General features: G+C 61.8%; 25 protein-coding genes. 14 read left to right on the top strand and 11 right to left on the bottom strand.

Features of this window, described 5'->3' with window-relative positions:
* The first annotated feature begins 87 nt into the window (after window positions 1-87).
* Complete coding sequence (locus ACTIGF_RS01715; RefSeq protein WP_439635219.1) at window positions 88-816, top strand: WbqC family protein; 729 nt, start codon at window positions 88-90, stop codon at window positions 814-816.
* A gap of 3 nt (window positions 817-819) precedes the next feature.
* On the opposite strand, the gene hisF is transcribed toward ACTIGF_RS01715, so the two are convergent.
* The 5 genes from hisF to pseI are packed head-to-tail and all read right to left on the bottom strand — an operon-like array spanning window position 820 to window position 5,380.
* Entirely contained in the window at window positions 820-1,605 is a 786-nt protein-coding gene (hisF, locus tag ACTIGF_RS01710; protein WP_439635218.1) for an imidazole glycerol phosphate synthase subunit HisF, read from the bottom strand.
* Window positions 1,599-2,231, bottom strand: a complete 633-nt coding sequence (gene hisH / locus ACTIGF_RS01705) for an imidazole glycerol phosphate synthase subunit HisH (protein ID WP_439635217.1) — start codon at window positions 2,229-2,231, stop codon at window positions 1,599-1,601. The genes hisF and hisH overlap by 7 nt, the downstream gene beginning before the upstream one ends.
* A gap of 13 nt (window positions 2,232-2,244) precedes the next feature.
* Window positions 2,245-3,243: a hypothetical protein gene (locus ACTIGF_RS01700; RefSeq protein WP_439635216.1), complete on the bottom strand. Its 999-nt coding sequence runs from the start codon at window positions 3,241-3,243 to the stop codon at window positions 2,245-2,247.
* On the bottom strand, window positions 3,240-4,322 hold the full coding sequence (locus tag ACTIGF_RS01695; RefSeq protein WP_439635215.1) for a DegT/DnrJ/EryC1/StrS family aminotransferase: 1,083 nt from the start codon (window positions 4,320-4,322) through the stop codon (window positions 3,240-3,242). The genes ACTIGF_RS01700 and ACTIGF_RS01695 overlap by 4 nt, the downstream gene beginning before the upstream one ends.
* Window positions 4,319-5,380 (bottom strand): pseudaminic acid synthase, encoded by a 1,062-nt coding sequence (gene pseI / locus ACTIGF_RS01690; protein WP_439635214.1) that lies wholly within the window; start codon window positions 5,378-5,380, stop codon window positions 4,319-4,321. The genes ACTIGF_RS01695 and pseI overlap by 4 nt, the downstream gene beginning before the upstream one ends.
* A gap of 90 nt (window positions 5,381-5,470) precedes the next feature.
* On the opposite strand from pseI, the gene ACTIGF_RS01685 reads away from it, so the two are divergent.
* Window positions 5,471-6,118 (top strand): class I SAM-dependent methyltransferase, encoded by a 648-nt coding sequence (locus ACTIGF_RS01685; protein WP_439635213.1) that lies wholly within the window; start codon window positions 5,471-5,473, stop codon window positions 6,116-6,118.
* 3 nt (window positions 6,119-6,121) lie between these two features.
* On the opposite strand, the gene ACTIGF_RS01680 is transcribed toward ACTIGF_RS01685, so the two are convergent.
* Window positions 6,122-7,921 (bottom strand): tetratricopeptide repeat protein, encoded by a 1,800-nt coding sequence (locus ACTIGF_RS01680; protein WP_439635212.1) that lies wholly within the window; start codon window positions 7,919-7,921, stop codon window positions 6,122-6,124.
* Window positions 7,922-8,088: 167 nt separating this feature from the next.
* On the opposite strand from ACTIGF_RS01680, the gene flbT reads away from it, so the two are divergent.
* From flbT to pseC, 9 genes are all read left to right on the top strand, one after another.
* A complete protein-coding gene (gene flbT, locus ACTIGF_RS01675; protein WP_133725231.1) occupies window positions 8,089-8,490 on the top strand; it encodes a flagellar biosynthesis repressor FlbT in 402 nt (133 codons plus the stop codon).
* Window positions 8,491-8,505: 15 nt separating this feature from the next.
* Complete coding sequence (flaF, locus tag ACTIGF_RS01670; RefSeq protein WP_439635211.1) at window positions 8,506-8,856, top strand: flagellar biosynthesis regulator FlaF; 351 nt, start codon at window positions 8,506-8,508, stop codon at window positions 8,854-8,856.
* 226 nt (window positions 8,857-9,082) lie between these two features.
* Window positions 9,083-9,910: a flagellin gene (locus tag ACTIGF_RS01665; protein WP_439635210.1), complete on the top strand. Its 828-nt coding sequence runs from the start codon at window positions 9,083-9,085 to the stop codon at window positions 9,908-9,910.
* Between the two features lie 349 nt (window positions 9,911-10,259).
* Window positions 10,260-11,084, top strand: a complete 825-nt coding sequence (locus tag ACTIGF_RS01660) for a flagellin (protein WP_439635209.1) — start codon at window positions 10,260-10,262, stop codon at window positions 11,082-11,084.
* Window positions 11,085-11,195: 111 nt separating this feature from the next.
* Entirely contained in the window at window positions 11,196-12,020 is an 825-nt protein-coding gene (locus ACTIGF_RS01655) for a flagellin (RefSeq protein ID WP_439635208.1), read from the top strand.
* A 108-nt stretch (window positions 12,021-12,128) separates the two neighbouring features.
* Window positions 12,129-12,956: a flagellin gene (locus ACTIGF_RS01650; RefSeq protein ID WP_439635207.1), complete on the top strand. Its 828-nt coding sequence runs from the start codon at window positions 12,129-12,131 to the stop codon at window positions 12,954-12,956.
* Window positions 12,957-13,085: 129 nt separating this feature from the next.
* Complete coding sequence (locus ACTIGF_RS01645; protein WP_375548635.1) at window positions 13,086-13,469, top strand: flagellar protein FlaG; 384 nt, start codon at window positions 13,086-13,088, stop codon at window positions 13,467-13,469.
* 203 nt (window positions 13,470-13,672) lie between these two features.
* The gene (locus ACTIGF_RS01640) at window positions 13,673-14,506 is read left to right on the top strand and encodes a flagellin (RefSeq protein ID WP_375548636.1); all 834 of its coding nucleotides are present in this window, start codon (window positions 13,673-13,675) and stop codon (window positions 14,504-14,506) included.
* Between the two features lie 119 nt (window positions 14,507-14,625).
* Window positions 14,626-15,801 (top strand): UDP-4-amino-4,6-dideoxy-N-acetyl-beta-L-altrosamine transaminase, encoded by a 1,176-nt coding sequence (gene pseC, locus ACTIGF_RS01635; protein WP_439635206.1) that lies wholly within the window; start codon window positions 14,626-14,628, stop codon window positions 15,799-15,801.
* A gap of 27 nt (window positions 15,802-15,828) precedes the next feature.
* Here the strand turns inward: pseC and ACTIGF_RS01630 are convergent, their stop codons facing one another.
* Both ACTIGF_RS01630 and pseB read right to left on the bottom strand, forming a co-directional pair.
* Window positions 15,829-16,458 carry a pseudaminic acid biosynthesis-associated methylase gene (locus ACTIGF_RS01630; RefSeq protein ID WP_439635205.1) on the bottom strand — a complete coding sequence of 210 codons (630 nt, stop codon included), beginning with the start codon at window positions 16,456-16,458 and terminating at the stop codon, window positions 15,829-15,831.
* Window positions 16,459-16,461: 3 nt separating this feature from the next.
* A complete protein-coding gene (gene pseB / locus ACTIGF_RS01625) occupies window positions 16,462-17,553 on the bottom strand; it encodes a UDP-N-acetylglucosamine 4,6-dehydratase (inverting) (protein ID WP_439635204.1) in 1,092 nt (363 codons plus the stop codon).
* Between the two features lie 134 nt (window positions 17,554-17,687).
* Between pseB and ACTIGF_RS01620 the strand changes: the two genes are divergently transcribed.
* Together ACTIGF_RS01620 and ACTIGF_RS01615 are read left to right on the top strand one after the other, a co-directional pair.
* Window positions 17,688-18,473, top strand: coding sequence for a glycosyltransferase family protein (locus ACTIGF_RS01620; RefSeq protein WP_439635203.1), 786 nt, complete (start codon window positions 17,688-17,690; stop codon window positions 18,471-18,473).
* 112 nt (window positions 18,474-18,585) lie between these two features.
* Complete coding sequence (locus ACTIGF_RS01615; RefSeq protein ID WP_439635202.1) at window positions 18,586-21,351, top strand: hypothetical protein; 2,766 nt, start codon at window positions 18,586-18,588, stop codon at window positions 21,349-21,351.
* 71 nt (window positions 21,352-21,422) lie between these two features.
* On the opposite strand, the gene ACTIGF_RS01610 is transcribed toward ACTIGF_RS01615, so the two are convergent.
* From ACTIGF_RS01610 to ACTIGF_RS01600, 3 genes are read right to left on the bottom strand one after another with little or no spacing between them, the layout of a single operon-like run.
* Window positions 21,423-21,860, bottom strand: a complete 438-nt coding sequence (locus ACTIGF_RS01610) for a flagellar basal-body protein FlbY (RefSeq protein WP_439635201.1) — start codon at window positions 21,858-21,860, stop codon at window positions 21,423-21,425.
* A complete protein-coding gene (locus tag ACTIGF_RS01605) occupies window positions 21,860-22,186 on the bottom strand; it encodes a rod-binding protein (RefSeq protein ID WP_375548643.1) in 327 nt (108 codons plus the stop codon). The genes ACTIGF_RS01610 and ACTIGF_RS01605 overlap by 1 nt, the downstream gene beginning before the upstream one ends.
* Complete coding sequence (locus tag ACTIGF_RS01600) at window positions 22,186-23,289, bottom strand: flagellar basal body P-ring protein FlgI (RefSeq protein ID WP_439635200.1); 1,104 nt, start codon at window positions 23,287-23,289, stop codon at window positions 22,186-22,188. The genes ACTIGF_RS01605 and ACTIGF_RS01600 overlap by 1 nt, the downstream gene beginning before the upstream one ends.
* A 232-nt stretch (window positions 23,290-23,521) precedes the next feature.
* On the opposite strand from ACTIGF_RS01600, the gene ACTIGF_RS01595 reads away from it, so the two are divergent.
* Window positions 23,522-23,941 (top strand): flagellar assembly protein FliX, encoded by a 420-nt coding sequence (locus ACTIGF_RS01595; protein ID WP_439635199.1) that lies wholly within the window; start codon window positions 23,522-23,524, stop codon window positions 23,939-23,941.
* The last annotated feature ends 78 nt before the right edge of the window (window positions 23,942-24,019 follow it).

Below are 24,019 nucleotides of genomic sequence, written 5' to 3'. Positions count from 1 at the left end.
GAATCACCGCCGGGCTTAAGGGTAACAAAACGCCTCAATCGTTAAGTTTAGCCCAAGCCACGCACCATTGAGGGGAAAGGCCGTCCATTGCGGATATTGAGCGCCCACCAACCGGTCTACCTGCCGGGGCTGATCCTGTTTCACAAGATCGCCCTCAGCGATGTGTTCGTATTGCTGCCGGACGTGCAGTTCCAGCGTCATAGCTGGCAGCAAAGAAACCGGGTGCGCAACGGCAAGGACGCGATCTTCCTGTCTGTCCCGGTGAAGAAGTCGGGAGACCTTCACCGCACGATCCGTCAGACCGAAATCGCAGGCGAACCCTGGCGCAAGAAGCATCTCACCACGCTTCGCCAAGTCTATGGCAAGCGGCCTCACTTCGAGGCGTATTTCCCGGCCATTCAAGCGCTGATCGAAGCGGACTACGCCAATCTCTCAGACCTCAATTGCGCGCTGATCCGGCATGTTTGCGCCGTGCTGGAGCTTGAGGCTGAGATCGTGGACAGCGCCGCGCTGGACCATGAGGGCGAGAGCCAGGACCGGCTGATTTCGCTGTGTCAGGCCGCGGGCGCTGACGCTTATATTTCAAACGTAGGCGCGGCGTCATATGTGGACGAGGCGGGCTTCTCGGCCAAGGGCGTCACCCATTACTGGCAGGCGTTTACGCCGCCGGAATACCCGCAAGGTAAGGCCTTCCTACCCAATCTCTCCATCGTCGACGCCCTGTTCAATCTGGGCCCGGACACGGCCAGGCTGGTGCGCGGCTGTGGAGAGATGACGCGGGATCTGGGCGCGGCGCAGGCGGCGCTGACTGGCTGACCCCTACATCCGCACGTCAAAGCCGGCGCGTTGCAAAGCGCGCTTGCCGCCGCGGTCGGCGAGTTCCTTGAAATGCCAGATATTGGCGGCGGCCACGGCGTCGGCGCCGGCTTTCAGGCCCTTGGAATAATGCTCGTACACCCCGACGCCCGAACAGGCGATCACGGGGATGGTGACAGCGTTCGAGACCTGCTCGATCAGGGCGATATCATAGCCCGTGCCGCGCCCGTCCCGATCAAGGCTTTGCAAGAGGATTTCACCCGCGCCGCGGTCTTCGGCTTCCTTGGCCCAGCTCACCGGATCGCGGCCCGTGGCCTCGCGCCCGCCACGGGTCATCACTTCATAGCCGTCGCCTGACTGGCGCACATCAACGCTGACGACCATGGCCTGCGCGCCAAAGCGTTTGGAGACCTGACTGATCAGCTCTGGTGTCTCGAAAGCGGCGGTGTTGATGGCGACCTTGTCGGCGCCGCGCGAGAAAATCTCGCGCACCTGATCCAGCGAGTTGATGCGTCCGCCCCAGGTCAGCGGCATGAAGCACTGGCTCGCCACGGCTTCGAGCACCTCCATGGAATCGGCATAGGCGCGATTGCCGGAATCGCGGCGACCTTGCGACAGCCCGCCTTCGCGGGTGATGTCGAGATAGATCAGCTCATCCACCTTCCACTCGTTAAAGCGCGACACCTCGTGCAGCGGATCGCCGATGATCTGGTGCTGGGTGAAGGTTTCAGAGCGGACCAGCTGGCCGTTCATGAGCAGGAGGACCGGGATCAGGCGCGGCATCAGCATGACGAGGCGAACTCCAGCCAGTTGGTGAGAAGGGCGAGGCCGGCCTTGTGGCTTTTTTCGGGATGGAATTGCGCCGCCCAGACCGAGCCGTGCTCGAGTGCGCAGACAAAGCGTTCGCCATGCTCAGACCAGCCGGCGGCGTCCTCTGTGCGGTCAGGTTCGCAAACAAAGGAATGGACGAAGTAGAAAGCCTCGTTTTCCGGCAGGCCTTTGAACAGCCCGTCCGACTTTGACGCCGCCACATGGTTCCAGCCCACATGCGGGACACGATAGGGCGGGGTGTTGGGCGGCGGGGCGAGGCGGCGGACCTTTCCGGGAATAATCCCGAGGCCCGCATGCTGGCCATGCTCGGTGCTTTCATCGAGCAAAAGCTGCATCCCGAGGCAAATCCCCAGAAGCGGGCGCTGCTGAGCGGCGATCTCCTCCTTGATCAGGTGCGCCAGCCCCAGCTCGTGCAAATGCGCCATGCCTTCGCCAAAGGCGCCGACGCCGGGCAGCACTACGCCCTTCGCCGCGCGCAGCACGCCGGGATCATGGCTCACCACCACGTCCGCCCCCAGATGGATGAGCGCGTTTCTCACCGAGGTGAGATTGCCCATGCCGTAATCAATGATCGCAATCGTCATTTGAGATCGCCGGTCAGGATGAGAGCAACTGTGTGATGGCCTCGGCCGCCCGCGCCATGCCCAGCCCGTCAATCAGTTCAGGCCCCTTGGCGCTCAGCGCGACAGCTTTGGAGGGATCGCCCAGCAAGGCTTCCAGCTGTTCGGACAAGGCCGGGATGTCATCGCCGTTTTCAAACCCCAGATTGATCAGCGCGCCGCGTTCCGCGAACCAGTCGATTTCCGGGATGAGGTTTTCGAGCTGCGGGAAGACGATCGAGGGCACGCCCGCGGCCAGCGCTTCATACACCACCATGCCGCCGGTCATGATCGCAACGGGCGCCCGCGCCAGATGGCTGGCGATCTGGTGAACCGGCAGGCCCTGCTTGGCGATGCCGCCGTTCAGAACCGTCATCCGCTTGAGGCTTTCAAAGTCGGGAAAGCTTGATCCGACGATCATGATGAAGGGGTGGGGTTTGGCCAGGGTCGGGCCATGCTCGGCCAGCTGCATCGCCCAGTCCGCCGCCCGGTCGCCGCCGCCGCATATGGCGATGACAGGGCCTTTGCGCGCGTCATTATGACGGGATTTGGCGAAAACCGGTGCGATCAGGGCGTACTCGCCGCCGCAAAGCGCCTGTCCGCCTGACCGAAGATTGGGATAGCGGTGATAGTCTTCGATCACCGTGCCGTTGAAAACCAGGTCGGCGGGGGCGTCAGATCCGAAATCATCCACCATCAGCCGCTTGAGCTGCGGCAGTGAGTCCAGCGCGCTCCACAAGACCGGGTCATGAACCGGCTGGTCCACCAGAACCGCGTCGGCTTCAGTCTCGATCACCAGAGCTTTCAGAAAGACGTCCACCGGCCCTTTGAGCGGCACGATCTTGTCGTAAGGAAAGAACTCAGACAGCGCCTCACCCTGGCCGAGCACATGCACGCGCGGGCGCTCAGGCAGAAGGTCGATCAGTCGGCTGCAACGCGCGGCGTGGGCCAGGCCTGTCTCATGGACGGCGTCCACGCGGATGATCAGGGAAGTCATGTCAGCGCCTCCAGAACCGGCTCCATCACGGCGCAGGCCGCGGTGATTCTGGCGCTATCATAGCGCTCATCGAGCCAGAGATTGATGACCGACTGCGCCCAGAGATCCGCATCGGGATGCGCGTCCTGGGCCGTCAGTGTGGGGAAAGACTGTGTCAGGGCCGGGTAATTCGTGCCGGCGTCAAAACCCGCCTTGCGCAGCGCCTGCACCAGCGGATCGCGCACAGCGGGCGCAGTTTTCACGATCAGCCGCCAGGGCGCGGTCTGATCCAGAGCGACCGGGGTGAGGGCGGGGGCCAAACCGCTCAGCGCGTCGAGCCAGAGCGCACGCCGGTCCTGGCGGGCAGCCAGATGTGCGGGCAGGCGCGCAAGTGCGACTGTCAGCTTTTCCGCCGTTTCGGGATCAAAGCCGAAGCGCAGCTGGGACAACTCGGTCACCAATGTGTGCTCGATCTCGGCAGAGCGGCCCTGATTGCGCAAGGCGCGCCGGTGCAGCATCAGCTGGCCTTCGGCTTCGGCTGCGGCGTCATCCAGCACAGGATAAGACTTGGCCCGTTTCGCCAGTTCAGCCGCCAGCGCCGCATCCTTGGTGATCACCGCGCCGCCTGCGCCGGCGTCCAGCACCTTGCCCGCTCCGAAGCTGACGATGCGCGCCAGATCTTCCAAGGGCGCCCGGGGCGTGAAGCTGGAGGCGTTGGCGTCGTTTTCGATGCTGATCCAGCCCTGCTCGCGTGCGGCCTTGCGCGCCTGAGTGAAATCGAGGCGAAATCCGTACAGCTGGGTCAGCAGAACTGCGCCCGTTCTTCCCGTGCGCGCCAAACGCTCGATTTGAGCGGCCAGAGCGGCGTCGTCATTGACGCCGGTCTCGGCGCTGACCGGCGCGAGCCGCACTTCAGCGCCGCTGGCCCAGGCGCTTGCGAGCAGGCTGGGGCAGGCGTTGGAGGGGATCAGAATGGTGGAGCGGCCATGAAGTCCCAGCGTTTCAAACAGCGCCAGCAAGGCCGAGCGCGCCCGTCCGAACAGGACAGCCTGATCGCCGCCAAAGGCGTTTGCGATCTGGTGCGCCGGCGCCGTCGTCATCTGAGCCCACCCTTAATCATGGACCAGTCCAGCGGTTCGCCGAATGTGAGATCACGTGCGGCGGTGCGTCCTAGAACTTTCGACCAGTCGCGCGGATGCAGGCCGCCGCCGGGGCGCACCGAGCGCACATTGGCTTCGGTCAGAACCTCTCCGGCCTTGATGTCCGCCGTCACATACAGCGAGCGGCGCACGGTGCGCGAGCGCACTTCAGATTGCGCCAGACCGGTTCGAACCTGGCCCAGCGCCGCATGGGCGTTGCGGGTTTCGCGCACCAGGCTCGCCAGCTCATCGGGCTCCAGCGAGAACTCCGCGTCCGGGCCGCCGTCCGAGCGGCGCATTGTGACGTGCTTTTCGATCATTCGCGCGCCCAGGGCCGTCGCGGCCACGGGCGCGGCGATGCCGGGGGTATGGTCGCTGAGCCCGATCGGGATTTGCAGACGCTGGATCAGCTCGGGGATGGTGCGAAGATCCGCTTGCTCAATCGGCGTCGGATAGCCCGAGGTGCAATGAAGAATACACAGCCGTTCGCATCCGGCCTGGCGGGCGGTCAGCACCGCCTCGATGATCTCGTCCCAGCTCGCCATGCCTGTGGACATCACCAGCGGGCGCCCCGTCTGGGCGGCGTGCGCAATCAGCGGCAGATCCACCAGTTCAAACGAGGCGATCTTGTAGGCGGGCGGTTCGAACTGTTCGAGAAAATCCACCGCCGAGAAATCAAACGGCGAGGAGAACACCTCCATGCCATGCTTGCGACCGCGTTCGAACAGGGCCGCATGCCAGTCCCAGGGCGTGTGCGCTTCCTCGTAAAGGTCATGCAGCTTGCGCCCGTCCCAGAGGCCGCCTTCGAGCACGAAGCCGGGCCCGTCATGGTCCAGCGTGATGGTGTCGGCGGTATAGGTTTGCAGCTTCAGCGCATCCGCGCCTGCGTCCGCGCAGGCGTCAATGATTTCGAGCGCGCGCGACAGATCCCCGCTGTGATTGGCCGACAGCTCGGCGACGATCACGGGCGGACGGCTCAGATCTTCGATCTGGTCAAACACGGAAGAGGGGGCGGTCATGACAACGCTCCTGCCGGTTGCGAGGGCTTGTTTACTGTTATGATGAGTCTTGGTTCACTAAGAATGAAACCCGGGGGAGAACCGCATTCGATGACCTCAAGCGCGCATAACGCCAAGCAGTGGGATGCGTTCTACGCCAGCTCCCAGACCCGTGTTCCCTATACGGACGCCGCAGTGTTCGCCCTGATTGCGCTTTCGAGAAACTCCGATGCGCGAGTGTTCGAGTTCGGCTGCGGCAATGGCCAGAATCTGGGCTTTCTGCGCAGCGTGTTTCCCAAGGCGCGCCTTTCTGGCTGCGATGTCTCCGCCGAGGCGCTGATCGCGGGGCGGCGGCTTTACCCAGACCTTGATCTGTTTGTCAGCGGCGACGCGCTGGGGCTGAAGCCAGGCTCGCTCGACGTAATTCTCGAGCGCGCCACGCTGCAACACATCCCCAAACCCCTGGCCGCGCGCTATGTGCAGGAGATGTTCGCGGCCCTGAAGCCGGGCGGCCGCGCCTTTTTCGAAGTCGCCAGCACCGATCATGGCTATGCCGCGCACGGCGATGGATCAGAAGACCCGGTGTTTGGGCATCGCGTGTTTTACGCGCTGGATGAGCTTAAAGCCCTGTTCGCCGACTTCCAGCTCGACCAGGTCTATGATCGGCGACGGGCGCTGGTCGAGGGCGCGGAGCTCAATAATGGCCGACCGGTCTATGACGAGGCGGCGTTCCAGCTCTATCTGACCAAGTCGGCCTAGAAATCAGGCCTTTACGTTTGCGGTTTCTTCGGCGAGCGCCTTGGCGACCTGCTTCATGATGTTGATCCAGTCCGCATAGCCTTTGCCGAAGAAGGAGCGCGTCGTGGTGAACCAGGGCGACCGCCCCGTCCCCATATGCGTCCAGATCCGGCCATGCGGGTGGATGTACCAGATGTTTCCGCCCGCCGCCGCGCCCAGCGAGGTGGTGGCGTTGGTCGGGCCGATCACCAGATCGCAAGCCTTGGCCAGAGCGGTCACCTGATCGAGATCGTTTTTCAGATCAATGCCGTCCAGCGTATGCACGTCGACGCCGAATTTGGACTTGGCGTAGGCGATGTCGTCTGCGGCGTCGCCATATTGCAGGTTCACGAAGGTGACGCCCGGCGTTTTCAGCACCGGCTTCCAGAGCTCAAACGCCGAGAAGTGTTTGGAGCGCTTGGAGTCCATTTTCAGCGATTTCCACAAAATGCCGACTTTCAGCCCCTCGGGCAGGGTCGCCAGCTGCTCGCGCCAATGGGCGACATCCGCCTCGGGCGGCGACAGAACCGGGCCTTGCGGAAAATCGGAGACCTTGGTGCGGAACGCGCAGGCGGGTTGGGCGAAGGGCGTCCAATAGTCAAAGGTCAGCCCGTCTTCAAACCCGGTGACGCCGCGTAAATCCTTGCCCTCGCGCTTCACCGTCCGGTGAGAGCCCACGATGGCATCCGGATAGGTGCGCTGGACCATGTCCACCAGACGCTGCTCAACGGCGATGTAGAGCTGACCGTCCGGCCCGATCGCGTCGAGCAGGTCATGGCCGAGCTGCAGGAACAGGATCTCGTCGCCCAGCCCTTGTTCGCCGATCCACAGAAGCTTCTTGCCGCGCAGGGCCTTGACGTCTTCGCCATCCCAACGTGGCGCGTCGATCAGGAAATAGGTGACATTGGTGTATTCAGGATCAAGCCGTGTCTTGTACAGCGACCAGCCTTCTTCCAGCTCGCCCATCGCCAGCAGGGACTGGGACAGGCCGTGGGTCATGATGATCACGTCTTTCTGGGACGCGGCGGTTTTCAGCGCTTCGCGGAAATGATGCACCGCCTTTTCCGGCTCGCCGAGCAATTCATAGGCGAAGGCCGTATTGTGGTGCGCGCGGGCGAAATCAGGCTGCAGCCGCAAGGCTTCGGAATAGAAGGTGAGAGCCTGATCCGGTTCGCCTTTTTCCAGCAAGGTTGTACCCAGCGAGTTCCAGAAATCCTTCTCTTCCGGATTGGCGTAGATGGCGGCGCGCAGGATCTCGACGGAATCGTCAAACTTGCCCTGATCGCGCAGCACGCCGGACAGGTTGATGACGCCGGCGGGGTGGTTGGGGGCCATTTGCAGGAAGAGGCGCAGGAATTTTTCTGCGCCGTCCATCATGTCGAGCTTCCACGCCAGCATGGCCAGGTTGAGATAAACTTCTGAATTCTGGGGGTTGAACCTCCAGGCGCGCTCATAGAACTGTAGCGCCTTGGCCAGGCGGCCCAGGCGTTCAAGGCTGATCGCCAGGGCGTGATTGGCCAGAGCGCTTTCCGGCGCCAGGTCCACCGCATCCAGACACAGCTTGGCGGCCTTGGCGGCGGACTCGCGGTCATCCTCGACTATCTTCATGGCCCGCTTGAGCAGGCTGATCGCCTTGGGCGGCAGGTTTTCGTCTTTTGATTTTCTGGAGGCGAGCGCACGCTGCACGTCCGAAGAGGCGGAGCTGTCACGGCGAACCCGCACATCACGAACGGCTTTTTCTTCACCCGCCGCCAGTTCCGCATCAAGATCGAGCAATTGGCTCATCGCGCATCATCCCTTGCAGTTTACCGAGCCAACAATGGATGCTTCGATTAAGGTTCTGCTAATAATGCGAACCTGCGTCACAGAAACGGTTTCTTCACTCTAGCCTGCTTGAGTGTGCGAGGTCGGATGCCGCCAGGCCGCGCCGACAATGAAGGGTCAGACACGTCATGCCGCTAAAGCTTTCCTTGAAGCCGGGTGAAAAGTTCGTTCTGAACGGAGCCGTGGTTGAAAATGGCGATCGCCGGGCGACTCTTGTCTTGCAAAACAAGGCGAGCGTTCTGCGTGAAAAAGACATCATGCATGAGCATGAGGTCGATACGCCGGCGAAGCGGATCTATTTCCCGGTCATGATGATGTACCTCTCATCAACCTCTCAGGACGGACTATATGACGAGTTCGTTCTGAGGATGACTGAGTTCATGAACGCTGTGGGCTCGTCAGACGTGCTTTCAGAGTGCGTCGCCGTCAGCCGCGAAGTCATGGCGGGCGAATTTTACAAGGCGTTGCTGCGTTGCAGAAAGCTGATCCAGTACGAAGCCAAGCTCCTGGCTGGATCTGACGAGGCTTAAAGAGGCTAAGCGTTCATGTCGTATCAGGCCTATAAGACTGCATCTTCGCGCACGGAAGACCCGCGTCAGACGGAATACCGTCTGATCGGCGAGGTCACGCGCGGGTTGATGGAGGTCAAGGACGCGCCCAAGACCGAAATCCGCAAAAAGGCGGCGGCGCTGGATCGCAATCGACGTGTCTGGTCCGCCTTTGCGGCGGATTGCGCCAGTGATCACAATAATCTGCCTGACTCCCTGCGTGCGGGCATCATTTCATTGTCGATCTTCGTCTCCAAGGAGACGAGTTCGGCGATGCGTGGCGAAACCGATCTGGACACCCTGATCGACATCAACCGCATGATCATGCAGGGGCTGTCGCCCTCCTGATCCGGCGCGCGTTGGGCAATTCCGCCCCGCCCGGACAAATTTGCCCGGCAAGGCGCGACGTGCGCGCCTCGCGGCATATGGCCTATTTCCAAGCATCTGAAAAACATAGCTGAAAACATGTCGCGCGCGTCCGCGCGGCGGCATGGGGTTTGCTCTGCACTGGACGGGACAAAATGTCCTTCGGCCGAGAATAGGCCGCTCACTTCCAGAATGGAGGAACCCCACAATGAACGTTTCTGTGAACACCAACTCTGGAGCCATGATCGCGCTTCAGAATCTGAACAAAACCAACATGGACCTGCAGACCACGCAGAACCGTATCAACACCGGGCTGGAAGTCGCCAGCGCTAAGGACAATGGCGGTATCTACGCCATCGCCCAGCGTATGCGCTCCCAGGTTTCCGGTTTTGGGGTTGTTGGTCAGATTTTGGACCGGGGCGAGGCGACGCTCGACGTTGCTCTTGCTGCGGGTGAAGCGATTTCGGATCTGCTGATTGAGATGAATGAGAAGGCTTTGGCGGCGTCAGACGCGTCACTGGATACAGCAAGCCGTAGCGCCCTGAATGAAGATTTCACGGCGCTGCGCGATCAGATTTCGACGATCGTGAGCAATGCTGAATTCAATGGCGTCAATCTGATTGACGGCTCAACCAGCGCATTCGTGGCGCTGGCCAACCAGGACGGCTCAAACACGATTACTGTGAGCTCGGAAGACATGTCGCTTTCCGGTTCGATCGTGTCTTTGGCCGCCACGGCGTCGTTTGCGACGGCGACACAGGCCAGCAATATCGCCTCTCAGATCGGCACTTCGCTGGATTCCGTGAACTCTGCGCTTGCGCGGTTGGGCACGAAATCCAAAGCGTTGGAGATCCACTCCTCGTTTGTCACAAAACTTTCTGACGCTCTGGAAGTCGGTATCGGCAATCTGGTCGATGCGGATCTGGCCAAGGAATCTGCATCCTTGCAGTCTCTGCAGGTCAAACAACAGCTGGGCACTCAGGCGCTTTCGATCGCCAACCAGCAGCCGCAATCGATCCTGTCCTATTTCGGCTAGGGCGACGGATACAGGCCGGGGCCGCCCTGCGCGGCCCCGGCTTTTTCTTGCTCTCAAGCAGAGTCAACGTCTGATTAACCAAATCATGGAGCAGGGCGCCCCGTCCGCCCGGCAATAACTGCCGCGTCCGGCATAATTTGCCGAGCGCGCCCGGCAGAAAATACCGACCTCTGACCGTAGGGTAAACGGTTTTCACACAATCAAATTACAGAAAAACAAGGGCTTGCGACCTGTTATGGGCGCAAAGGGTGAATCTGGCCCCAGCTTTGCTCCTAGTGACGTGGACCAGAAGGTCTGGCGGGCAAAAGGCGCGTCACATCAAACGTAGAAACGTTAAAGGAGCCAAGAAATGGCGACGATTAATACCAATCCGGGCGCAATGATCGCCCTGCAGAATCTCAACAAGACCAACATGGACCTGCAGCAGGTCCAGCAACGTATCAATACGGGTCTTGCGATCTCCTCCGCCAAGGACAATGGCGGCGTTTACGCAATCGCTCAATCCATGCGCGCCGATGTGGCGGGCTACAATGCTGTGGGCCAGTCTCTGGACTTGGCGCAATCCACGGTCGATGTCGCGCTGGCGGCGGGCGAAGCCATTTCAGATCTGATGATCGAAATGAAAGAGAAAGCGCTCGCGTCCACCGATTCCTCGTTGGACACGGCGTCTCGTAACGCCTTGAACGAAGATTTCACCGCATTGCGCGATCAGATCGGCACGATTGTGGCCAACGCCGAGTTTAACGGCACCAATCTGATCTCCAACGGTGCGGCGGACATTACGGCTCTGGCCAATTCTGACGGCTCCAACACCATCACCATCGGCGCCGAAGATTTGAGCCTGACCGGCGGCACCCTGTCGATCGGCGCGGGATCCTCGATCTCCACCGTCGCCGCCGCCAGTACGGCTGTGGCTGCGATCGAAGCGGGTCTGGACAATCTGAACTCCGCTTTGGCGCGCTTGGGCACGGGTTCCAAGTCGCTGGAGATCCACTCCACCTTTGTCACCAAGCTGTCTGACGCCCTGGAACGGGGCATCGGCAACCTTGTCGACGCGGACCTGGCGAAAGAATCCGCCCGTCTCCAGTCGCTGCAGGTCAAGCAGCAGCTGGGCACCCAGGCGCTTTCAATCGCGAACTCCGCGCCGAGCTCGATCCTGAGTTACTTCCGGTAATTCAACCCCAGATTCGGCGAGGGCTTCATAGAAGATGGAGCCGTCGCCGGAGCCTTGGCGCGCAAAAAGCGTGTCGTAACCGTAGAAACGGACACTTGAAGGAGCCAAGAAATGGCGACGATCAATACGAACCCCGGGGCGATGATCGCCCTGCAGAACCTGAACCAGACCAACAAGGATCTGCAACAGGTTCAACAGCGCATCAACACTGGCCTGGCGATCAGCTCGGCCAAGGACAATGGCGGCGTGTTCGCTATCGCCCAGTCGATGCGTGCCGATGTGGCGGGCTACAAGGCCGTCAATCAATCGCTGGATCTGGCCCAGTCCACCACTGATGTGGCGCTGGCGGCAGGCGAGGCGATCTCTGATCTCCTGGTGGAGATGAAAGAGAAAGCGCTGGCTTCCGCCGATACGTCCCTGGACACGGCGTCCCGCAATGCCCTGAACGAAGACTTCACGGCGCTGCGTGACCAGATCGGCACCATCGTGGCCAACGCCGAGTTCAACGGCACCAATCTCATCGAGAACGGCGCCACCGATATCTCGGCTCTGGCCAACGCTGATGGCTCCAACACCATCACCATCGGCGCGGAAGACCTCAGCTTGACGGGCACAACGATCACCCTGACGGCTGGCAGCGTCATCAATACGACGACCACCGCGAACGCTGCGGTGACGGCGATCGAGACCTCGCTGGACAATCTGAACTCCGCCCTGGCTCGCCTGGGTACGGGTTCGAAGTCTCTCGAGATCCACGGGACCTTCGTGACCAAGCTGTCTGACGCCCTGGAACGGGGCATCGGCAATCTGGTCGACGCGGATCTGGCGAAAGAATCCGCCCGTCTTCAGTCGCTGCAGGTCAAGCAGCAGCTGGGTACGCAGGCGCTCTCGATCGCGAACTCCGCACCGAGCTCGATCCTGGGTTACTTCCGGTAATCCCTAAAGTCTCGCAGGGGGCTTCATAGAAAATGGAGCCCCCTACGAAGAGTGATGCGCAAAAAGCGTGTCGAAACCGTAGAAACGGACACTTGAAGGAGCCAAGAAATGGCGACGATCAATACGAACCCGGGCGCAATGATCGCCCTGCAGAACCTGAACCAGACCAACAAAGACCTGCAACAGGTTCAACAGCGCATCAACACCGGCCTGGCGATCAGCTCGGCCAAGGACAATGGCGGCGTGTTCGCTATCGCCCAATCGATGCGTGCCGACGTGGCGGGTTACTCCGCTGTGGGCCAGTCTCTCGATCTGGCGCAATCGACCGTGGACGTGGCCCTGGCCGCGGGTGAAGCGATCTCTGATCTGCTGATCGAGATGAAGGAAAAAGCGCTGGCTGGCGCGGACACCTCGCTCGATACGGCGTCTCGTAACGCTCTGAACGAAGACTTCAAAGCGCTGCGTGACCAGATCGGCACCATCGTGGACAATGCCGAGTTCAACGGCACCAACCTGATCAACGGCACCCAGACCGGCGGCATCTCGGCTCTGGCCAATGCTGACGGCTCCAACACTCTGGATGTGGGTCAGGAAGTGATGTCGCTGGGCGGCACCAACGTGACTGTGGCGGCGACGGCGTCGTTCACCACAGCGGCTGCGGCGTCCACCCTGGTGGCCACCATCGAAACTTCGCTGGACAACCTCAACACGGCTCTGGCCAAGTTGGGCACCGGTTCGAAGTCTCTGGAAGTTCACAAAAGCTTTGTGGGCAAACTGTCTGACGCTCTTGAAAAAGGCATCGGCAATCTGGTCGACGCGGATCTGGCGAAAGAATCCGCCCGTCTCCAGTCGCTGCAGGTCAAGCAGCAGCTGGGTACGCAGGCGCTTTCGATCGCGAACTCTGCGCCGAGCTCGATCCTGGGTTACTTCCGGTAATCCATAGCGGAATTGGCCGGGGCGTTACGTGGGGTTCCTCCCCGGCCAATTTTCCCAGATGACCATGACTGACGGAGCAAGGGAGAAAGTAGGAGGCGCCGACGCCGCCAAAGCGTCGACGAAAAGGATATGAACATCGGCAACATCATACCGGTTACAAACGCCCAGGGCGTCACCCCGGAGCCAGATCAATCCGAGAAAGCCGTCGCCGGCATGGCCAAGCGTGGCCAGATCGGCGGTGAGGAAACCGATAAATCCGTCGCTGAAAAAGGCGCGGCCGTCGTGCAAAAGTCCGCTGACCTTGAGCGCATCGAGGCCATGCGTGAGCGCGTCAACGCCAGCTTGCGGACCCGGCTTCAGATTGATCGCGAAGAAGAGAGCGGTCAGTTCATCTACCGTCTGTTTGATCCGGAAACCGGTGAAGTCATGCGTCAATGGCCGCCGGAAAAATACATGGATCTGGTCGCTTTTCTGAAAGACCAGCAAGGCGGCGTCGTTGACGAGCGTGTCTGACCTCTCGGCAGATTTGACCGCTTGCAGCGGCAATAATTAACCACGTCCAGAGTCCTGCGGGGTCTGGCGAGCTTTGTCGTATTTGCACAAATATATGTTTTAAATCATTTTTCGGCGATCTGGCCTGATTGGCCCGCCGATTGCTCCTGATACTGCTGAGCGGCCGTCGAATGCGGCGCAGTTATGCAATCGGGAGAAGACCAATGGCGCTCAGCGTCCATACCAACACCTCAGCGATGATCGCGCTGCAAAACCTCAACAAGACCAATGAGGACATTCAGGGCGTCCAGAGCCGGATCAATACCGGCCTGCGTGTGACAGGGGCGAAGGATAACTCCTCCGTCTATGCGGTGGCGCAAGGCATGCGCTCCGACATTGGCGCGCTGGGCTCCGTGAAATCCTCGCTCGACCGCGCCGTCTCCATCGGCGATGTGGCGATTGCGGCCGGTGAGTCCATCTCCGACCTGCTGATCCAGATGCGCGAGAAAGCCACTGCCGCACTTGATCCTTCCATCGATACGTTCTCGCGCCAGGCCTATGACAGCGACTACAAAGAGTTGCTCGATCAAGTGAAAGTCATCCTGACCAATGCTGAATTTGACGGCGCGAATCTGCTGAACGGATCGCTGACGAACGGCATCGCGTTCCTGGCGGATGCGGACGCGACGCGCTCCGTCACCCTGGAAGGTCAGAACCTGTCGATTTCCGGCGCCATCATCACGCTGACGAACAATTCCAGCCTTGGCACCGTGACCCTGGCCGGCAACGTGGTCAGCGCCATCCAGGCCAGCCTCGACAACGTCAACCAGGCGCTGGCCAATCTGGGGTCCGACCTCAAGAAGATGGAAGCGCACCGGACATTTGTCGGCAAACTCGAGGACAGTCTGACCGAAGGCGTGGGCAATCTTGTGGACGCCGACCTGGCCAAGGAATCCGCGCGATTGCAGGCCTTGCAGGTGAAACAGCAACTCGGGGTGCAGGCGCTCTCGATCGCCAACTCCGAGCCGCAGATCATTCTGAACCTCTTTAACGGCTAACCCCGTTCCTAAATCACCACCACGGCGAACCGTCCGACTTCTCCCGATGTCGGGCGGTTTGTTGTATTCAGCGGGGCGCGGACTCAGCACACTGTCTTTAACACTCAGGGAGCGGATGCATGAGCGACGGGTTTCTGCCGTATGGCCGACAATGGATCGACGACGAGGATATCGCCGCGGTCACCGCTTGCCTGACCTCTGATTATCTGACGACAGGTCCCCGGGTCGCAGCGTTTGAAACCGCCTTCGCCCAAGCTGTCTCGGCGCCCCATGCGCTCAGTTGTCATTCCGCGACGGCGGGGCTGCATCTCGCCTATGACGCATTGGGCCTGGGGCCGGGTGATTGCGCCATCGTCCCGGCGCTGACATTCGTCGCAACCGCCAACGCCGCCCGGTATTGCGGTGCGGATGTGGTGATCGCAGACGTGGACGCTGACACGGGATTGATGACGCCGGACACTCTGGCCGAGGCGCTGGAGCGATCCCAGAGCCGGGCGAGGCTGATCGCGCCTGTCCATCTCGCGGGTGTGGCGTGCGACATGCCCGCGCTCAGCGCCCTGGCGCGTGATCATGGGCTGTCAGTGGTTGAGGACGCCTCGCATGCTGTGGGCAGTCTGGATGAGACAGGCGCGCCTGTGGGGGCGTGCCCTCATTCAGATGCGGCGGTCTTCTCGTTTCATCCGGTCAAGACGCTGGCATGCGGGGAAGGGGGCATGGTGACGACGCGTGACCCCGAGACGGCTGATCGCGTCGCCCATGCGCGCTCTCATGGCGTCGTGCGCGAGCCGGGCCGGTTTGAACGCGCCGAGGGCGCCGCCGAGCCCTGGTGGTATGAAATGCAGACGCTGGGCTGGAATTACCGCATGCCTGACATCAATGCGGCGCTGGGATTGTCCCAGCTCAACAAGCTCCCGCGCTTCGCCGAGCGACGCCGTTTGCTGGCGCAGCTCTATGATGACGCCCTGTCCGGGCTGGCGCCGCTGGTGCAGCCGCCCGCTGGGCGGGCGAGCGTCGATCCGTGCCGTCACCTGTACAATGTGCGAATTAATTTTGACGCAGCGGGTCAGAGTCGCGCGGATGTCATGGACGCCCTGCGGGCACGCGGCGTCGGCTCGCAGGTTCATTACATCCCGGTCCACCACCAGCCCTATTACAAAGCGCTGTATGGTGAGCAGAGCTTGCCGGGCGCCGAGCGCCATTATGCGCGCACATTGTCGCTTCCGCTCTATCCGGCAATGTCTGATGAAGACCCGATGCGCGTGGTTGCAGCCTTGAAAGCGGCGCTGGGGTTTTGAAGCGGGGTCCCGTTTCGCTGAAAGGCGCTAGGCGGGCCGTTTCTCCATCAACGCCCAGGTCGGGTTGTCGAGATTGCTGGTGCGTTTCCAGCTGAACCCGTCCGCCACCACTTCCAGATCCTTGAAGCGATCCAGGAAGAAGCCGGCGAAGTCACGCTTCCACAAATGATCGGTCATCCCGCGATAGACGAGTTCGACCGGGTCGGGATTGAAATATTCCGACACCAGGATGAAGCGCTTGGAGACGCGATACATCTCATCCGCCACCTGACCGAGATTGTCGGGGTGGACGTGGATCAGAACGCCATTTGTGAAGACGAGGTCCATGCTGGCGTCATCAAAGGGGAGGTCCTCGCCCCGGCCGGCGCGGATATGGGTTTGCGGCAGCACGCCGTCCTTGATCAGGGTTTCGCGCGCGCTGTCATTGGGCTCGACCGCGAACAATTCAGCATCGCTCAGGCGTTGCAGCGCGCGCTGGTTGAGGCCCAGATTGCAGCCGACTTCGCAAATGGTTTGAGGCTCGCGCGTCCCGAAAGCGTCCAGCCAGCGAGACCACAGACGGGTGCGCGCGCGGATGCGAAACTCTTCAGGGCTGCAGCGCTGGGTGTATTCGTCGCCGAATTCGCCCGACCAGGTGTTCACGGGATCATGGGTCATGGATCAGGCTTTCCGGGCGAGTTTTTCGTTGAGAATGTTCTGCAGCGTTCGGGCGTCGAGGCGCTCGGGATTGGAATCTGACTGATATTCAAATCCTTCGGGCACCGGCACGGCGCCGTCGGCGAACCATTCGGCGCGCAGGCGCTCAGAGCTGTGCGGCAGGATCACATAACGATCCTCCAGCTCCACTGTGGAGCGGGAATCGTCTTCTGGCACCATCACCTCGTGCAGCTTTTCGCCCGGACGGATGCCGACCATCTTGTGCGGCAGGTTGGGCGCGATCGAGCGCGCCAGGTCCACCGTGCTCATGGAGGGGATTTTGGGGACGAAGACTTCACCGCCCTTGGCCATTTCAAGGGCCGAGAGCACAAAGTTCACGCCCTGTTCGAGCGTGATCCAGAACCGGGTCATGCGCGGATCCGTGATGGGCAGATGGTCCGCGCCCTCTGCGACGAGTTTTTTGAAGAACGGCACGACCGAGCCGCGCGAGCCGACCACATTGCCGTAGCGCACGACCGAGAAAGTCGGCCCGTCCTCGCCGCCCATATGCTGGGCGGCGGTGAAGATCTTGTCAGACGCCAGCTTGGAGGCGCCATACAGATTGATCGGGCTGGCGGCCTTGTCCGTGGACAGGGCGCAGACATGCTGGACCCCGCGCTTGATGGCGGCGCGCACGACGTTTTCCGCGCCGAATACATTGGTGCGCATGCACTCAAACGGATTGTATTCCGCGATCGGCACATGCTTGAGCGCTGCGGCGTGGACCACCACGTCGACCCCGCGCATGGCCATGTCGAGCCGGCCCTCATCGCGCACATCGCCGATGAAATAGCGCATGAAACGGTGCTCTTCGGGATTGAAGCGCTGCGCCATCTCATACTGTTTGAGTTCGTCGCGGGAGAACACGATCAGTTTTTTGGGCTTGTATTCGTTGATCACGGTCTGGACGAAATGATGCCCGAAAGACCCCGTGCCGCCGGTGATCAGGATGGTCTTGCCGTTCAGATCAATGCGCGGGTTGCGAAAGTCACGCCCCAGAAACAGACGGTTGACGTCTTCGTCCGCGGAATTGGAGGTCTTCGGAGGCTGGCTCATTGAGATGACTTTCCATGGGTCATGGACACATTCTTGACGCCACGATCCGCGGTGTCGGTTAACGGCCCGTTAGGCGCGGTAAATCCATAGTCGGATTCGATGAGAGCAACAGCTTTCCAGTCTTGGGGGACATGATGGGCGCGACTGTGATCGTTCAGGCTGGCAGCGGACCAAGCGCCCTTGCGGATCGCGAGCTTGTCTATCTGGGCGATCGCACCGCCCTGGCGTGCGGGCTCGAGCGCGCCCGCCGCATTCCCGGCGTCGACCTGGTGGTCTGCGCCGTCCCTGATGATCGTGAGCATGACCTGATCGCCGAAGAGGCGTGCGATAGCGCCGTCATGGTGGTGCGCGGCCCCGCCGCGGATCCCTTGGGCCTTGTGGCGCAGGCGGCGCGCGAGGCTGGCGCCTCCGTTGTCGTGCGGCTTACCAGCCAGTGCCCGGTGATCGACCCTGTCATTGCGGGCGGCGTGTTGGCGCTCTTGACGGATGCGCGCGCCGATTATGCGTCCAACACCATGCCGGCGCGCTTCCCGCACGGGCTTGATTGCGAGGCTTTTTCCGCGCTGTTGCTCGACGAGGCGGATCGCAAGGCGGATACGCTGGCTGAGCGGCGCTCGGTCACAGGCTGGATGCGGCGCAATCCCGATCTGACCCGCGCCAATCTGACAGGCCCCGGCGGCGGGCTTGAGCATTTGCGCTGGATGCTGGAGACGCCAGAGGACGCCGCTTTTCTGCAAGCGATCTTTGAAGAGCTGGGCGATAAGGCGCTGACGGCGACCGCGGCCGAGATGGCGGCTTTGTGCCTGCGCCGTCCCGATCTGAGCGAGCTGAACGCGGACCGGGTGGACTATGCGCGTCTGGTGTCGCCCGAACGCGCCAGCGTAGAAACGCGGCCCATGCGGTTTCCCTTCGCCGCTTGAAGGCTTGGCGTTTCGTTCACCTTAAATCCTAACGGTTTGTTTGCAGGTCGGGCGCTAGTCTGCGATTCGATGCAAAAGGTGTGTCGAGCTTTATGGGTTCAGGCCGAAGGCCATGGTCATTTCGTCCAATCTTCTCAGCGCCTGGTATGGCGCGCAGAACGCCACGGCGCTGTCACGCACGACAGCGTTCTCGCAATCTGCGGCCAACGCCCAGAACTCTGAGCGGTCCTCCTCCAGCGATGTTTTGCCGCCCTGGGATGCGCGCGGCGAGATTGAAGCGCTCGACGTGCTCAAGCGCAGCGCGCTGGCTGACGGCGTTTTCTTTGACAAGAAGCTCGGTGATTTCGCCAGCCTGGACGTGGGCGAGGACGAGAAACAGCTCTTCGCCATGTATCAGGGCCTGCGCCGCTTGCAGGCGCTGGGCGCGGAAGCCGCAGAAAAAGGTACGGCCGACAGCCGCCGCGACTTCCTTGATCGCCGCTTTCAGGAAGGCCTGAACCAGCTCAACAGTTTCTTCGGCGACCTCTCCCTGGAAGGGGTGACGGTCCTGAAAGGCGAGGAACTCTCCAAGGCGGAAAGCAATCTTGCGATCTCGCGCGGGATTTCCGAATACGTCACGCCCATTGTTCATTCCGGCGCCTTTGACGCCGAAGTGGACGGCTTTCAGGGCGATGTCTCCTTCACCATCAGCGTGAAAAAGTCCGGCGCGACCACGCCCGTGGCCATTGATCTGGCCAATATGGGCGCGACCCCGCGCACGCTCGACAATGTCGCCGACTTCATCAACACCGAGCTTGAGAACGCCGGCATGCTCAGCCGGATCGAGCGGGTGAAGATCGGCGAGGAAGACGATAACGGGATCATTCCTGGAAATAATTTCGGCTTCAAGATCAAGGGCATTCTCACCGAGACCCTGAGTTTTGAGCCGGCAACCGGCAATCCTGCGGTCTATATGGCCGGCGTCTCTGGCGATACCGAAGGCGCGGGCGGCCAGCTGACCAAATACGTCGATATCGCCAATGGCGGCGACGCCGCGTTCATGCGCCGCATCGACGCGGACGGCAGCGTGACGACGTCTGACGTCGCCGTGCCGGGCGGTGAAGAGGGCGAAACGGAAACCCGCACCAAAACGGAATCCAATCCGCTGCGCATTCTTGATTCCGTGCAAGGCGCGGATGGCGGTCTGTATGTGGTCGGGCATGCGGCGAATGGCGTGGCCGGACAGTCGATCAAGGGCGAGCAGGATCTGATCCTGATGCGCTATGACACCACCGGAAAACAGGTCTGGGCCCGCACATTGGGGTCAGGCGGCACGGCGGAAGGCGCTTCGATCGCGCTGGACGCCAACGGCAATGTCGTAGTGGCGGGCTCTGTCGAGGGCGCTTTGGGCGACACGACCGAGCTGGGCGGCACGGATTCCCTGGTCTCCAAATTCTCCGCCGACGGCGTCGAGCAATGGACCAAGCGCTTCGGCAGCAACAAGGATGACGAAGCGACGGCAGTGAGCGTTGGCGCGGACGGCACGATCTATGTGGCGGGCCAGACCAGCGCGCCGGTCGGCGGCGTGGTCAATGCGGGCAAGACGGACGGGTATCTGCGCGCGCTCGATGAGAACGGCGCGATCCTGTACACGCGCGCGGCAGGCGCCAGCGCCGAGAATGACACCGCCAAATCCATCGCCCAGGCGTCCGATGGCGGATTGATCGTCGCCAGCGAAGTGAACGGCAGCGCCGTGCTCACCAAATACGCCGCGGGCGATGACGGAACCGGTGCGCCGGTCTGGACGCTCGATCTGGGCGATCTGGATGGTGGCCGTATCGGCGAGATCACCGTGGCTGATGACGGCGCGATCTATCTGGCAGGCGCCGCGGGCGCCGCCTTCTCGCCCAGTGCGCCGATTGAGGCGAACGCCGGCGGTCGCGACGCCGTGCTGGTCAAAATCTCTGACGGCCCGACCGCCAGCGTCGACTTCACCACCTTCCTGGGCTCTGCCGAGGATAATTCCGCGACCTCTGTGACGGTCAGCAATGGCGTGGCCTATATCGCCGGCAAGACCTCCGGTGCGCTGCCGGGGCAGACCCAGAACGGCGCCCGCAACGCCTTTGTCGCGGGTCTGGACACGACCAGCGGCGCGGTCACCTTCACCCAGCAATTGTCTGGCCGGGGCGGTCTGGCGGAAGCCAATGCGGTGGTGGTTGATCCCACGGGCGATAATGCGCTCGACCGGCTCGGCTTTCCCACCGGCGAAGTGCGCTATGCGGACAGCCGCGTGATCACCGCGCGCTCGAGCGTGCGCGAGGGCGATCATTTCTTCATCTCCGTGGATGGCGGCCGGAAAAAGAAGATCACCATTGATGATGACGAGACCATGCGGTCTCTGACCTTCAAGCTGAACGCCGTGCTGGTGCTGGACGGCAATTCCGACGTGCGCCGCTCCGCCAATGGCGACATGCTGCGCATCAAGCCCAAGGAAGGCGTGAAGATCGAACTGTTCGCCGGGGATGACGGGCGTGACGCGCTGAGCGGCCTGGGGTTGCCCGAGGGCTCGATCATCGGCAAGGGGTCGCTTCTGGACAAGGACAGCACGTCTGACGCGCCCGAGATTTTTGCGCTGGAAATGCCCACCTCCCTGTCGATCTCAGACAAGGACAGCGCCGCGAAAGCGCTGGAAGCCTTGTCTAAGGCCCAGTCCGTGATCCAGCGCGCCTATCGCGATCTGACGACGGATCCGGCGCTGAAGGCGCTTCTGGACGGCCCGCAGGCGGGCAAGCGCGGCGGTACGGTTCCGTCCTATCTGACCGCTCAGGTGTCAAACTATCAAGCGGGCCTGGATCGCCTTCTGAACGGTGGCGGCGGCAGCACTCTGGGTCTGTTCTAAGACCGTCTTCTCCGCGCATACAAAAAAACCCCGGAGCCGCGCTCCGGGGTTTTTTGTGGACCAGAACTGGATCAGACTGTCTGGTTATAGGCGAGGGCGGAGACGCCGCCTGGTTTGACGCCGGGGCCGTAGCCGACCTGGCTCTGTTGCTGGCGTGCGGCTTCATCAGCGATGGCTTTGACCAGGCCTTCAGTCAGCACTTTCAGCGCTTCAACCGCGGCGCCGTTGCGCGCCAGGGCGTCTTCGAACGCCCGAGTGGAGATCTTCAGTTTCGCCTTGAGTTCGGGATCAACGCCGGACAGGCGCGAGCGGTCCTTGCTGGCGAGTTTGGTTTCAGTGCGATAGAGCGTCGCGAGCTTGGTTTTCTCGGCCTGAAACTCCACAGCCTTATGGGGCATGTGCGCGTCAAACAGCTCGGTTTCCTGATCGAGCAATTCGGTCAGCCGACCGGTCAGCTGGATCAGCGCCTGGGCGCGTTCGGTCGGGTTTGCAGCCGCCAGTTCAGTCATCACGCACCTCCTTGTTCTTGCATGGCCAGCATTTCGCGCATCACGGAATCGGCCAGACCGATGCCGCCGGCCTTGGCCATCACCTTGGCGTATTCTTCATTGAGCATGGATTTGAACGCGTTCTCGCCCGGACCGCCGCCAAAGCTCGACTCGGTGGTCTCGCCCAGCATCTGCTCCATCATCTGGGACAGAAAGACCGCTTCGAAGTCTTCAGCCGTCTTGCGGATCTGATCGGGGGTCTGGCCCGCGGTCGACCGGGATGTGGACGCAGGGCCGCGCGCTGCGAGCAGCGCGTTCTGCATCTGGGCGTCAAGCATACCGTCCATTACAGCACCTCGATTTCAGCTTGCAGCGCGCCGGCGGCCTTGATGCTTTGCAGGATGGTGATCATGTCGCGCGGGCTGACGCCCAGCGCGTTGAGACCATCCACAAGCTCACGCAGGCTGACCGTGCCGTTCAGCACGCCCATTTCGCGCAATTCCTCATCCACAGTCACATTCGTGCGCGGCACCTCGACGGTTTCGCCGCCATCCGCGAACGGCAGGGCCTGGCTGACTTGCGGGCTTTCGGTGACGGTGATGGTCAACCCGCCCTGGGCGATGGCGACGGTGGAGACGCGCACATCTTCGCCCATCACGATGGTGCCGGTGGATTCGTCGATGACCACGCGGGCGCGCATGTCCGTCTCGACGCGCAATTGCTCGACCTCGGCGATCAGCGCGACCATGTCGCCGTCAAAATAGAGCGGGCGGGTCAGCGCGACGGTGGAGGGGTTCTGAGCGGCGGCGGCTTCAGCGCCCAGAAACGCGTTGATGGTCTGGGCCATGCGGCGCGCGGTGGTGAAATCGGGATTGCGCAGCGCCAGACGGATTTGCGCCTGACCGGCCAGGTCCCAGTCCAGTTCACGCTCGATGACGCCACCATTGGCGATCCGGCCATTGGTCGGCACGCCGCGGGTGATCGAGGCCCCGTCGCCTTCAGCGGCGAACCCGCCCACAGCCAGCGAACCTTGCGCCACGGCGTAGACATCGCCATTGGCGGCCATCAGCGGGGTGGCGATCAGCACGCCGCCCTGAAGGCTGTCTGAATCGCCCAGCGCGGACACCGTGACGTCGACGCGCGAGCCTTGCATGGAGAAGGGCGGCAGCTCGGCGGTGACGATCACCGCCGCCACATTGCCCGTGCGCAGATCGGCTTCGCGCACATTGATGTTGAAGCGTTCCAGCATGGAGTTGAGCGCCTGCCGGGTGAACACCGCATTGCGCAGGGTGTCGCCGGTGCCGTCCAGGCCCACCACCAGGCCATAGCCCACCAGCTGGTTGTCGCGAACGCCCTCCACATCCGCGATGTCCTTGATTCGCGGATTGGCCTCGGCCAGCGGCGCTGCGAGGCAGAAAAGCGTGAGGCAAGCGATTAACAGGCGGGTCATGCTGGCGGAATTCTCCGACGGGTCAGGTTTCTACACCTGTCCCATTGCGAGAACCATGCCAGTTTCAGACGCGTCAAGGCATTGAAAAATATAAGGGGTGGCTGGGAAAACCTTGCCGAGGCCGCTGTATTGCATGGAGCGAGGGCAAATCCTGCCGAGTGAGCGCTTTAAGCACTCATTAAGTTTGATTAAGCACTGTTGTCTCATGCTTTGAGAGGATTCGAAGGGCATCATGAAGGTCAATTCATCCCGGCCCGTACAGGGGGCATCCGGCGCCAAGCGTAAAGGTGAAGCTTCAAAAGCTTCGGGTTTTTCGCCTGAGGGCGCGTCGTCATCGAGTGGATCTGTCTCTGCATCTGCGCTGAGCGGCGCCTCGGCCATCGGGTCGGTTGACGCCTTGCTGGCGCTGCAGGGTGCAGGCGATGCGGTCACGGCCAAGCGCCAGGCGACCGAGCGGGCCTTCTCTCTTCTCGACATTCTCGACGATCTGAAGCTGGCGCTTCTGGACGGCGTGCTGCCGCGGGATACGCTGGTCAAGCTCATGGAGACGCTGCAATCACGCCGCGACGCCACCCATGACCCGCGTCTGGAAGCGGCGCTGGACGAAGTGGAAATTCGCGCCGCCGTTGAACTGGCCAAACTAAGCGCCTGATCGCATTGCCAGAGGGGGCGATGCGACCGTCACATCTTCATCATCGTCCTGTCGAATTTGCTCTGCAACCGTATGAGC

The organism is Oceanicaulis sp., assembly GCF_051859625.1.
Lineage (GTDB): Bacteria > Pseudomonadota > Alphaproteobacteria > Caulobacterales > Maricaulaceae > Oceanicaulis.
The sequence above is the reverse complement of the archived record's forward strand: the minus strand, read 5'-3'. Positions and strand labels throughout refer to the sequence as shown.

Coding starts and splice junctions, on each gene's coding strand:
- hisF (WP_439635218.1), bottom strand. CDS start 1,605: ATGCTGATGCCGCGCCTGATCCCGGTCCTCCTGCTCATGAACGGCCAG.
- hisH (WP_439635217.1), bottom strand. CDS start 2,231: ATGACGATTGCGATCATTGATTACGGCATGGGCAATCTCACCTCGGTG.
- ACTIGF_RS01700 (WP_439635216.1), bottom strand. CDS start 3,243: ATGACTTCCCTGATCATCCGCGTGGACGCCGTCCATGAGACAGGCCTG.
- ACTIGF_RS01695 (WP_439635215.1), bottom strand. CDS start 4,322: ATGACGACGGCGCCGGCGCACCAGATCGCAAACGCCTTTGGCGGCGAT.
- pseI (WP_439635214.1), bottom strand. CDS start 5,380: ATGACCGCCCCCTCTTCCGTGTTTGACCAGATCGAAGATCTGAGCCGT.
- ACTIGF_RS01685 (WP_439635213.1), top strand. CDS start 5,471: ATGACCTCAAGCGCGCATAACGCCAAGCAGTGGGATGCGTTCTACGCC.
- ACTIGF_RS01680 (WP_439635212.1), bottom strand. CDS start 7,921: ATGAGCCAATTGCTCGATCTTGATGCGGAACTGGCGGCGGGTGAAGAA.
- flbT (WP_133725231.1), top strand. CDS start 8,089: ATGCCGCTAAAGCTTTCCTTGAAGCCGGGTGAAAAGTTCGTTCTGAAC.
- flaF (WP_439635211.1), top strand. CDS start 8,506: ATGTCGTATCAGGCCTATAAGACTGCATCTTCGCGCACGGAAGACCCG.
- ACTIGF_RS01665 (WP_439635210.1), top strand. CDS start 9,083: ATGAACGTTTCTGTGAACACCAACTCTGGAGCCATGATCGCGCTTCAG.
- ACTIGF_RS01660 (WP_439635209.1), top strand. CDS start 10,260: ATGGCGACGATTAATACCAATCCGGGCGCAATGATCGCCCTGCAGAAT.
- ACTIGF_RS01655 (WP_439635208.1), top strand. CDS start 11,196: ATGGCGACGATCAATACGAACCCCGGGGCGATGATCGCCCTGCAGAAC.
- ACTIGF_RS01650 (WP_439635207.1), top strand. CDS start 12,129: ATGGCGACGATCAATACGAACCCGGGCGCAATGATCGCCCTGCAGAAC.
- ACTIGF_RS01645 (WP_375548635.1), top strand. CDS start 13,086: ATGAACATCGGCAACATCATACCGGTTACAAACGCCCAGGGCGTCACC.
- ACTIGF_RS01640 (WP_375548636.1), top strand. CDS start 13,673: ATGGCGCTCAGCGTCCATACCAACACCTCAGCGATGATCGCGCTGCAA.
- pseC (WP_439635206.1), top strand. CDS start 14,626: ATGAGCGACGGGTTTCTGCCGTATGGCCGACAATGGATCGACGACGAG.
- ACTIGF_RS01630 (WP_439635205.1), bottom strand. CDS start 16,458: ATGACCCATGATCCCGTGAACACCTGGTCGGGCGAATTCGGCGACGAA.
- pseB (WP_439635204.1), bottom strand. CDS start 17,553: ATGAGCCAGCCTCCGAAGACCTCCAATTCCGCGGACGAAGACGTCAAC.
- ACTIGF_RS01620 (WP_439635203.1), top strand. CDS start 17,688: ATGGGCGCGACTGTGATCGTTCAGGCTGGCAGCGGACCAAGCGCCCTT.
- ACTIGF_RS01615 (WP_439635202.1), top strand. CDS start 18,586: ATGGTCATTTCGTCCAATCTTCTCAGCGCCTGGTATGGCGCGCAGAAC.
- ACTIGF_RS01610 (WP_439635201.1), bottom strand. CDS start 21,860: ATGACTGAACTGGCGGCTGCAAACCCGACCGAACGCGCCCAGGCGCTG.
- ACTIGF_RS01605 (WP_375548643.1), bottom strand. CDS start 22,186: ATGGACGGTATGCTTGACGCCCAGATGCAGAACGCGCTGCTCGCAGCG.
- ACTIGF_RS01600 (WP_439635200.1), bottom strand. CDS start 23,289: ATGACCCGCCTGTTAATCGCTTGCCTCACGCTTTTCTGCCTCGCAGCG.
- ACTIGF_RS01595 (WP_439635199.1), top strand. CDS start 23,522: ATGAAGGTCAATTCATCCCGGCCCGTACAGGGGGCATCCGGCGCCAAG.